The following is a 10420-nucleotide window of genomic DNA, read 5'->3' as shown; positions in this document are numbered from 1 at the left end:
TTTTTATATGTATTCTGACTATCTCTGCTGGCTGCGGCAGTAGGAATCAAGTGATAATTTATGAAGATGCCAGGGATGGACGGATTAGAGGTTACGAGGCGTATCAGGAGAACTGTAGGCGATGACATTCCGGTCATCATTTTGACGGCCTATGACTGGTCGGAGATCGAGAGTGAGGCGAGGGAAGCCGGGATGAATGAACACTTCGCGAAACCTATTGATGTCAGGAAACTGGAAGTTCTGCTGCACCGTTATCTTCTGGGAGCGGAGGCAGCGGAAGAAATTTAATGGAGTATACAATGAAAAAGGATAATGGTCTGCGTCGGCTGGTATATGATTATTATGAGACCCGGATCCGGTTCGGATTCTATCAATACGGGGATTGTCTTCCATCCATTCCTCAGATCTGCGAGAATTTCCACCTGGGCCGGACTACGGTGAGGGCTGCGCTGGAACTTCTGGAAAAGGGAAACTATATCCGTACCGCGGAAAGGAAGGCGGCATCTGTAATCTTTGTGGCTGGTTCCTGCCAGTTCAGGGAAAACGCCGCCAGATACTATCTTCCCCGTAAGGAGGGTATATTGGATTTGAGCGAGGCCGGGAAGCTTCTGTTTGTACCACTGTGGGAATGTGCGCTGCGCCAGTGGAGCCGGGAAAGATGGGAATGCATTCTGCATGATCTGAGCAATATAGTGCCTGGAGCGGTGCCTTTAACGGTAAAATTCTATATGGGTGTTCTGAGCTCATGGAATAATCAGCTGATTTTAAACCTTTTTTGGGAAGTCATCCGGTATTTACGGTTTCCCTATCTCTCCAATCGGGATGAGCCCAGGATAACGGCCGGTGAACTTATGGAGGTACTGCGGGGAGATGGTATATCCTTCCTGAAGGTTCAATTCCAGGATATTTACGGCAGAATGATTGACGAGCTGTTGGATTTCATTGGCCAATCGGCGGAAGAATTTCATCTGGAGTCGCTGGAGAAGGTTCCTTTCCGGTGGAATATTTACCGGAGAAGGCCGCAGATGCGCTATACGCTGGTCTCTGTAATCATCAGGGAGATTTTAACTGGAATATATCCGGTGGGAAGCTATCTGCCGTCCCTGCCGCAGATGGAGAATAAGTATAAAGTTTCTCTGACGACCGTCCGCCGCACGTTGTCTATTCTGGAGGCTCTCGGCGTTACGCGTTCTTTTCAGGGAAAGGGGACGCAGGTCTTCATGGCTCCGGTGGAAATTGATTTTACACTGCCTGATATCCGTGAAGGACTGCGGCTGTACAGGGAAAGTGTGCAGTTGCTGGCGTTGACAGCAGGAGGTATCACACAGTATACTTTAGAATATGTGCAGGAAGGAAAAAGGAAGGAACTGGGAGACCGGCTGATGATGATCCAGGAGCAGAAAAAGAGCTACAACTGCTTTGAAGTTATTCTGACATTTATCAAAGAAGAATGCCCTCTGGCGGCTGTGCGCGAGTGCTATGGACAGATGGCAGAGCTGATAACCTGGGGGTATCCATTCATGCTGCTGAGGCTTCAGGATAAAAGCCTGGATCAACGATATCAGGAGTGCGTCAGACAGCAGATAAAGCTCATCCGGGAGGGGGACTATGCGGCTTTTTCGGCAGGCTGGGGAGTGCTTCTGGAGAACGAAGAACATCAGTGTACCGCCTTTATGAAGGCGGTGTCAGGAAATATTGATAAGGAATAAGAAGGTGACTTTATGAGAAATGAATCCAGCCGTATGGAGAAGATTTTAATGATAGCTCTGCTGGCAGCGGCGATGGTGTTCGCAGCGGCAAAGCCCTGTATGGCGGCAGAAGGACCGAAAGTGATCCGTGTGGGATTTCCTGAAGCGAAGGGCTATTCCATGACCTCCGAGGACGGGGAACATTATGGGCTTGTGGTTGACGCGCTGGAAGAGATTGCTAAGTATACAGGCTGGAAGTATGAATATGTCAGCGTGGGGAGTGAAGATATGCTATCCCGTTTTCAGGCGGGAGAATTTGAGCTGATGGGCGGACAGTATTATATGGAGGACCTGGAAGAATATTACGCTTACCCGGATTATAACTGTGGGTACAGCAAGCTGGTTCTCATGGCACGCAGAGATAACAGTGAGATTAAGAGCTATGATCTCAATTCGTTCAATGGAAAAACAATCGGGGTGTTTGAGCGGGCGAAGGAGAATATCAGAAGGCTGCAGATCTATCTGGATCTCAACAACCTGGACTGCACGCTGCAATATTACACCTACGACCAGCTCATGGAGACGGGAGATCTGAACCAGTTTCTTAAAGACGGGGAAGTAGACCTTCTTCTGGGGAACAGTTCAGATTCCGGTGATGAGCTGTATACTGCCGCGTCCTTTGATTCCCAGCCTCATTATATAGTGACCACACCAGGCAATCAGGCAATCCTGGACGGACTAAATATGGCCCTGGAAAAGATTTATGAGGCCGATCCTAATTTTGCCAAAAAACTATATGAGAAGAATTTTCCCTCTGCTTCAAACACAAATGTGCTGCTCAGTGATGAAGAACAGGAATACATCCGTCAGAAGGCAACGGCGACAGTGGCGATTCCGCGGGATTGGCATCCGCTATTCTGTCTTAACAATAGCGACGGGCATGATGGAGTGGTACCTGAGCTTCTGGGAAAAATCACTGGTTATTCCGGACTGGCATTTTCTTATGTATACTGCGATAACTATGCGGATGCGCTGACAAAGACCCAGCAGGGAGAGGCCGATATTCTGGGCTTCTATCTCGGTTCAGACGAAGATGCTGTTGAACAGAGCCTGGCACTGACAGCACCTTATGCGCAGTTGAGTTCAATCCTCGTGCGGAATAAGGAATCCAGCTACCCTTCGGAAGGCCTCAGCGGAGCTGTGTTAAAGGGCCAGGAAATGCCGGAGAGTATAATGGCGGATGAGGTGAAAAGCTATGATGATATGGAGCAGGCAGTGTCGGCTGTTAACAGCGGAAAGGTTGACTTTTTCTACGGGATCTCAGCGCGCCTGGAAAATGTGATACAGAAAAACAACTTCACGAATCTTGTGCAGGTAAATCTCGTAAATGACAGCCAGGATATCTGCTTTGCGGTAAACAGCCCTGCCCAGCCGGAGCTTTTCTCTATATTGAACAAGGCGATCAACAGTTTGACCAGTGATGAAAAAGCCGCAATCACCGGGCGCAATATGGTATCTATTGGGGAATCCAGAATGAGCATTATCAGCATCGTATACGCCAATCCGGGGTTGGCTGTCGCTGTGGTGGCTACGGGGCTGATCCTGGTTCTGATCGTTGTAATTATCGTGAGCAGATCACGGCTGCATGCTGCGGCAATGCGTGTGGAGCTGCAGAAGGCGGAGGCTGATAACCGGGCCAAGAGTGAGTTCCTGTCCCGTATGAGCCATGAGATCCGGACGCCTATGAATGCGATCGTCGGGCTCACCGATCTAACGGAAATGACGGACGGGCTGCCGGATAAGGCAAAGGAAAATCTGTTGAAGATCAAAGCTTCTTCCCAGTATCTTCTTGGCCTGATTAACGATATCCTGGACATGAGCCGTATAGAAAACGGAAGAATGACGGTTGCAAAGGAGCCATTTTCCATGCATAGCCTCCTGGATGGAATAGAAAGCATGGTGACACAGGATGCAGCCGACAGGGGACTTCAGTTTCTGCTGAAGAAGGAGTTTGAGGATGACGTGCTGGTGGGGGATGGTATCCGCCTGCGGCAGGTAATTCTGAATCTGCTGTCTAATTCACTGAAATTTACGCCATCCGGCGGGACCGTTCTGCTCAGCATCACAGAAGACAGGTCAACACCGGATGATGCCGTGTTTACCTTCCGCGTCAGCGACACAGGTATTGGAATTGCGGAGGAGGAACAGCAGCGCGTCTTCAAGAGCTTTGAACAGTTGGGTTCCAATTATTCTAAGAGTCAGGGGACGGGACTGGGGCTGGCAATCAGCAAGAGTATCGTGCACCTGATGGGCGGTGAATTAAAGCTGAGTAGCAGGTCCGGGGAGGGAAGTGAGTTTTATTTCACAGTCACGTTTCCCAAAGGACAGTTGGATGAAGGGGAAGGCAAGGAGCTAAAAGAGGAAGAAAATCTTCTTCACGGGGTGAATATTTTAGTGGTAGAGGATAATGAGTTAAATGCTGAAATTGCCATAGAGCTGCTGAATCTGCAGGGAGCCTCTGTTATGAGGGCGGAAAATGGCAGAGAGGCGGTGGAGCTGTTCCGGCAGAGCCGGCCGGGATCGATTCATGTGATTCTCATGGACATCCAGATGCCGGTGATGAACGGCCTGGATGCCGCCGCCGCTATCCGGGAGCTGCCAAGGGACGATGCGGCCACAGTGCCCATCATCGCTATGACTGCCAATGCTTTTAAGCAAGACAGGGAGGCGGCTGTAAAAGCAGGGATGACAGGGTTTATACCAAAGCCGATTGATGTGAATGTGCTTTATGAGGAGCTGCTCCATGGGCTGAAGGAAATGGACGGCGAAGGCGTAAGATGTTAACTCAAAGCCTGAGAGAATGGTAAGATATTGGCAGTGTAAGACGGGGCTGTGCCCTGCAGATGGGAATTCATCTGCAGGGCACAGCCCCGTCTTAAAGATATTTATAAGAAATAATCAGTGTTTATAGAGAATACGTATTGAATTCAGCACGCACAGCATGGCGACTCCGGTATCGGCAAACACAGCCATCCACATGTTGGCGAAGCCCAGCAGGCCCAGGATCATGACCAGCGCTTTGATGATCAATGCAAATATTACATTTTCCCTGGCCACCCGGCTGGCTGCGCGGGAGATGGAGAACGCCTGGGGGATTGCGCTCATGCTGGAAGTCATGAATACTACGTCTGCTGCCTCAATTGCCGCGTCCGCTCCGCTTCCCATGGCTGCGCCCACGTCTGCTCCTGCAAGAACAGGGGCGTCGTTGATGCCGTCTCCGACGAACATCACCTCTCCGTGTTTTTCACGGATTTTCTGAAGCTCAGAAAGCTTCTCCTGAGGCAGCAGTCTGGCATGGACTTCATCGATTCCTGTGGCCTTTGCTACTGCACTGGCGCTGTCTGCGGCATCCCCGGTCAGCATGGCGGTAGTGATGCCCTTAGATTTGATCTGGCGGATCGCTGAGGCGGCTTCTTCTTTAATTGTATCGGAAATCACCAGATGACCGGTGTATGTTCCGTTTAAGGCGGCAAATATCTCTGTCCCATACCCATTACCATGTGCCTGATCCATAGAAATATGAAACTGTTCCATCAGCTTTCTGTTACCGCACAGCATTTCACCCTCCGGCAAGCGTGCCAGAATTCCTTTGCCTGCGAACTCTTCTACAGAGTCCGGGGCGGTGAGGGGAAGCCCTTTGTTCTGAGCGGCTGTAACGATGCTGTGAGCGATGGGATGGGTGGAGGCGGATTCACAGCTGGCACACAGGCGGAGCAGCGTATTGATATCCATATCCCCGGATGGGCGTACCTCCTGAAGGACAAAGTTTCCTTTCGTGATGGTTCCCGTCTTATCCATTACGAGGACTTTTATATTACGCATAGCTTCCAGAGAAATACCGCCTTTGAACAGGATCCCGCGTTTAGAACCAGCTCCCAGCCCGGAAAAGAAGGCCAGAGGTACGGAAAGCACCAGCGCGCAGGGACAGCTGATAACCAGGAAGGTGAGTGCGGTTTTAATCCAGTAATTCCAGTCACCGGTGAAGAGTGAAGGCAGGATGGCCGTAGCTGCGGCAAGCGCTACCACGAAAGGAGTGTAGATCCTGGCAAATCTGGTGATGAAGCGCTCGATCCGTGGCTTGCTGGCGGCGGCATTTTCTACAGAGTCCAGGATCTTTGTGACCATGGATTCCTCTAATATCTTTTCCACACGCACTTTTAAAAGCCCGGAGGTGTTGACACAGCCTGAGATGACCTCACTTCCGGGGCCTACGCTTACCGGTACCGGTTCACCCGTGACCGGTGAGGTATCCAGACGGCTTTCGCCTTCCAGAATAGTTCCGTCCAGAGGAATACGGTCTCCGGGCCTGATCTGGATGACGTCACCCACCGCAGCTTCTTCAGCAGGGATAATATGGGTATGGCTGCCATGAACCTTTGTGACGACTTCAGGACGCATGTCAACGGCGTCCATGATCTGGGTACGGCTCCGTTCGACGGCAATATCTTCAAAAAGCTCTCCCACCCGGTAGAAAAGCATGACGCCAACGGCCTCCGGATATTCACGGATACAGAATGCGCCGACTGTGGCTATGCTCATCAGAAAATTTTCATCAAAGACCTGCCCTTTTAAAATATTTTTCCCTGCGGTGATCAGGACTTCCAGACCGAGGATCAGATAAGCCGCAATCAAGAGGGCTAAGGAAGGAACGTCCAACCCGAACTGTGATAAGATCAGGCCTGCGGCGAAGCAGGCTGCTCCGGAAAACAGTTCCAGGAATTTCCTCCTGTTTGCTGCAAAAATACCAATTTTTTTACTTGGAGAGGTGGATTTCACGGTTGCTGTGCCCGGCTGCTGCTCCGGAACAGGCGCCCTGCGTCCGACTCTTGCGGTAACAACTACCTCTGATTCAATAGAGGAACAGATCTCCTGCAGTTTGGGGATAAGAGAATCAGGGTCCCGGGCTTCCACTCGGAGCTGTTTTGTAGCGAAAGTGATCGTCGCGAGGTTTACCTCTGGGAGTGCGTTAATTCTGGTTTCCATTTTAGCGGCACAGTTGGCGCAGCCCAGGTTTTCCAGAAGAAAAACTCTCTTGATGCAGTTTTTCTGATTCTTCTCCTGAGGCATTGCAGCCGCGGTTTCAGTATGTGAATGTCCGTGACTTTGTTCCGGACCGTGCTCATGCCCGCAGCCGCACTCCTGGTGTGTATGCGCATGCTCTGGCTCAGAGCCATGAGAGTGCTCATGCCCGCAGCCGCAGCTGTCGTCATGCTCCTGGTAAGCATGCGTATGTGCCTGTTCCTGCCTTTTCTCAAGATCATTCGGATAAATGGGTTTTCTTACTGCGTTTTCCATGCTATTGCCTCCTGCCTGATTAAATAGGTAATAATCGAAATGGGCGTAAATCCGCTGCCGCACATAAATTAGCAAAGCAGATAGCCCGGATTGCTGTTCTTAAATATGAATATATGAACAACTATTCATATGATGATTATATAGCTATCCCCTGATTTCGTCAAGCATATTCAGGTATTTTTTTTATATTCTGGTGCATACTACTACAGAATTCAGCCGGGCGCAGAGACGATTTGTCCGGCGTGCTCGAATTTTAACGGAAGCGAGGTAGTAATATGAAGAAAAGAAATCGTTTGATTGCCCTGCTGCTGGCAGGAGTTACGGCAGTTTCCATGTTTGCCGGGTGCGGCGACGGAAAAAAGGACGAGAACAATTCAGCCGGAGACAATAAAAAGACTGGAAAAGTATACTATTTGAATTTTAAACCGGAACAGGCAGATCAGTGGAAGGAGCTGGCTGCTGAATACACGAAAGAGACCGGCGTTAAGGTCACGGTAGAAACGGCGGCTTCCGGCACCTATGAATCTACTCTGAAATCTGAAATGGCAAAGGATGAAGCTCCTACGATGTTTCAGGTCAACGGACCGGTGGGGCTGGCTTCCTGGAAGGACTATTGCTATGACCTGTCCGACAGCGCTATATACAAGAATGTGAACAGTGATGATTATGTCCTGAAAGAGGGGGATAAGGTGGTGGGTATTGCCTATGTCATTGAGACCTACGGCATTATCTATAACAAGAAAATCCTGGATCAGTATTTCCAGCTTCCTGACGCTGAGATCCATTCTATTGATGAGCTGAATAATTTTGCCGCCCTGAAAAAGGTAGCTGACGGAATTCAGCAGCATAAGGATGAGCTGGGTGTACAGGGCGCGTTCACATCTGCGGGTATGGATGCCTCCTCTGACTGGAGATATAAAACTCATCTGGCCAATCTGCCGGTATATTATGAATATAAAGATGAAGGAATTACTTCCACAGACGCTATCCAGGGAACTTATCTGAATAATTATAAACAGATATTTGACCTCTATATTCAGGATTCCACCACAGATCCTTCCATGCTTTCTTCTAAGACCGGAGAGGACGCGGCGTCTGAATTCGCGCTGGGAGAGGCGGCATTTTACCAGAATGGTACCTGGGCGTATAACGATATCAAGGGAAATGCCGTTGCTGATGAGGATCTGGGGATGCTTCCGATCTATATCGGCGTTGACGGTGAGGAAGACCAAGGACTGTGCACAGGATCTGAAAACTATTGGTGTGTGAACAGCAAAGCTTCCGAAGAAGATATCCAGGCCACGCTGGACTTCATGGAGTGGTGCATCACGAGTGATGAAGGAAGAAAAGTAATCTCTGAAGAGATGGGATTCATCACGCCGTTTAAGACATTTGAAGAATATCTGCCGGATAACCCACTGGTAAAGGCCAGCGAAGAATACAGAAAGGCTGGAAAAACTCCGGTTTCCTGGAACTTTACCACCATGCCCTCTGAGGAATGGAAAAATGGCGTCGGCAGCGCGCTGCTGGAATACGCCCAGGGAACAGGAAGCTGGGACGGCGTAGTACGCGCATTTGTTGACGGCTGGAAGACAGAATATGCAGCCGTTCACGGAGAGGCGGGCGAGACGTCATGAACCGGTCAATCCGAAAGTATTTTCCCATCTTTTTGCTGCCCACGCTGGCCGCATTTACAATTGGTTTTTTAGTGCCATTTATTCTCGGGGTATATCTTTCATTTTGCCAGTTTACGACGATTACTGACGCCATGTGGACGGGCTTCTCCAACTATCCAAAGCTGTTTGGAGACGCCGTCTTCCGGCACTCCCTCTGGTATACGGCGCTGTTCACGATTGTGACTATGGTGCTGATCAATGTGCTGGCGTTCCTTGTGGCGCTGGCACTGACCCGGAAGATCAGAGGGAGAAATCTCTTCCGGACGGTTTTTTTCATGCCGAACCTGATCGGAGGGATTATCCTCGGTTATATCTGGCAGCTGCTGCTGAATGGAATCCTGGCCCTGGTGGGCCGCACACTGACCTATTCCGGTACATACGGATTTTGGGGTCTGGTGGTACTTCTGTGCTGGCAGCAGATTGGGTATATGATGATTATTTATATCGCGGGAATCCAGAGCATTCCGGGTGAATTGACGGAGGCCGCCAAAATAGACGGCGCGACCTACTGGCAGAGAATACGGTATGTGGTGATTCCGATGGTGATGCCCGCAATCACCGTCTGCACCTTCCTGACGCTGACAAATGGATTTAAGCTGTTTGATCAGAACCTGGCGCTGACTAACGGCGCGCCGTCCAGGATGTCAGAGATGCTGGCATTGAATATTTACAACACTTTCTACGGCAGGCCGGGCTATGAAGGGGTCGGCCAGGCGAAGGCTGTGGTGTTCTTCATTCTTGTGGCGGCCATCGCGCTGATCCAGAACAGGATCACTTCATCTAAGGAGGTGGCTCAGTGAAAAATGGGGAAAAAACCAGGCGCAGCCTTTTTCTTACCCTGCTGTTTGCCATAATATCCATCGGATATGTATATCCTGTTGTGCTGGTTCTGCTGAATTCATTTAAAAAGAAGGCATATATCAGTAAAAGTCCATTTTCCGTACCGCTTTCAGAGATGTTTTCCGGAATAGAGAACTATGTCCGCGGAGTGGAGAGAACCGGATTTTTCCAGGCCTTTGGCTGGAGTCTTTTCATCACAATAGGCTCTGTTGCAGTCATTGTGCTCTGTTGTTCTATGGCTGCCTGGTATATCATCCGGGTGCGGAACTTGGGAACCAAAACCTTTTATGTACTCTGTCTGTTTTCTATGATCGTGCCTTTCCAGATGGTGATGTATCCGCTGTCAAAGCTGGCCAATATCCTCCGGCTGAACAATCCGTGGGGAATCATCATTGTATATCTGGGCTTCGGAGCCGGGCTGGCCGTATTCATGTTCACAGGATTCGTAAAATCAATCCCACTTGAAATAGAGGAAGCGGCCATGATTGACGGCTGCTCCCCGCTGCAGACCTTTTTCAGAATAGTGCTTCCGGTGATGAAACCAATGTGCATCACTGTGGCGATCCTGCAGGCCATGTGGATATGGAATGACTATCTGCTGCCGTATCTGGTGCTGGATTTGAAAAAGTATAAGACAATTCCCATTGCGATTCAGTATCTGAGAGGCGGATACGGGTCGGTAGATATGGGAGCGATGATGGGAGTGCTCGTGTTGGCGATTATACCGATCGTTATTTTCTATATACTCTGTCAGAAATATATAATAGAAGGAGTCGTATCAGGAGCAGTCAAAGGGTAATAAGTAATATCAGGCGAGGGAGACAGTCAGCCGCGAGGGTGCCGCTTAATCATCTATTATGA

Annotated in this window: 6 protein-coding genes and 1 pseudogene; 6 read left to right on the top strand and 1 reads right to left on the bottom strand. The window is 49.8% G+C overall.

The features are described 5' to 3' along the window. Positions 1 to 63: 63 nt before the first annotated feature. The 3 genes and pseudogenes from H9Q79_RS12550 to H9Q79_RS12540 all read left to right on the top strand — a co-directional run. A pseudogene (locus H9Q79_RS12550) lies at positions 64 to 246 on the top strand (response regulator); the annotation flags it as partial. A gap of 53 nt (positions 247 to 299) precedes the next feature. After that, a complete protein-coding gene (locus H9Q79_RS12545) occupies positions 300 to 1709 on the top strand; it encodes a GntR family transcriptional regulator (RefSeq protein WP_249328423.1) in 1410 nt (469 codons plus the stop codon). 12 nt (positions 1710 to 1721) lie between these two features. After that, on the top strand, positions 1722 to 4532 hold the full coding sequence (locus H9Q79_RS12540; protein WP_118643495.1) for an ATP-binding protein: 2811 nt from the start codon (positions 1722 to 1724) through the stop codon (positions 4530 to 4532). A gap of 114 nt (positions 4533 to 4646) precedes the next feature. Here H9Q79_RS12540 and H9Q79_RS12535 read toward each other — a convergent pair whose 3' ends face one another. Continuing rightward, positions 4647 to 7043 (bottom strand): heavy metal translocating P-type ATPase, encoded by a 2397-nt coding sequence (locus H9Q79_RS12535; RefSeq protein WP_249328422.1) that lies wholly within the window; start codon positions 7041 to 7043, stop codon positions 4647 to 4649. A gap of 275 nt (positions 7044 to 7318) precedes the next feature. Between H9Q79_RS12535 and H9Q79_RS12530 the strand changes: the two genes are divergently transcribed. The 3 genes from H9Q79_RS12530 to H9Q79_RS12520 are packed head-to-tail and all read left to right on the top strand — an operon-like array spanning position 7319 to position 10358. Beyond that, positions 7319 to 8680 (top strand): ABC transporter substrate-binding protein, encoded by a 1362-nt coding sequence (locus tag H9Q79_RS12530; protein WP_118643499.1) that lies wholly within the window; start codon positions 7319 to 7321, stop codon positions 8678 to 8680. Next, positions 8677 to 9519, top strand: coding sequence for a carbohydrate ABC transporter permease (locus H9Q79_RS12525; protein WP_249328421.1), 843 nt, complete (start codon positions 8677 to 8679; stop codon positions 9517 to 9519). The genes H9Q79_RS12530 and H9Q79_RS12525 overlap by 4 nt, the downstream gene beginning before the upstream one ends. Continuing rightward, on the top strand, positions 9516 to 10358 hold the full coding sequence (locus tag H9Q79_RS12520) for a carbohydrate ABC transporter permease (RefSeq protein ID WP_118643500.1): 843 nt from the start codon (positions 9516 to 9518) through the stop codon (positions 10356 to 10358). The genes H9Q79_RS12525 and H9Q79_RS12520 overlap by 4 nt, the downstream gene beginning before the upstream one ends. Positions 10359 to 10420 lie beyond the last annotated feature (62 nt).

The organism is Wansuia hejianensis, from assembly GCF_014337215.1.
Classification (GTDB): domain Bacteria; phylum Bacillota; class Clostridia; order Lachnospirales; family Lachnospiraceae; genus Scatomonas; species Scatomonas hejianensis.
The sequence above is the reverse complement of the archived record's forward strand: the minus strand, read 5'-3'. Positions and strand labels throughout refer to the sequence as shown.

Bases quoted from the DNA above. Each gene is read 5' to 3' on its own strand.
- H9Q79_RS12545 (WP_249328423.1), top strand. From the start codon at position 300: ATGAAAAAGGATAATGGTCTGCGTCGGCTGGTATATGATTATTATGAG.
- H9Q79_RS12540 (WP_118643495.1), top strand. From the start codon at position 1,722: ATGAGAAATGAATCCAGCCGTATGGAGAAGATTTTAATGATAGCTCTG.
- H9Q79_RS12535 (WP_249328422.1), bottom strand. From the start codon at position 7,043: ATGGAAAACGCAGTAAGAAAACCCATTTATCCGAATGATCTTGAGAAA.
- H9Q79_RS12530 (WP_118643499.1), top strand. From the start codon at position 7,319: ATGAAGAAAAGAAATCGTTTGATTGCCCTGCTGCTGGCAGGAGTTACG.
- H9Q79_RS12525 (WP_249328421.1), top strand. From the start codon at position 8,677: ATGAACCGGTCAATCCGAAAGTATTTTCCCATCTTTTTGCTGCCCACG.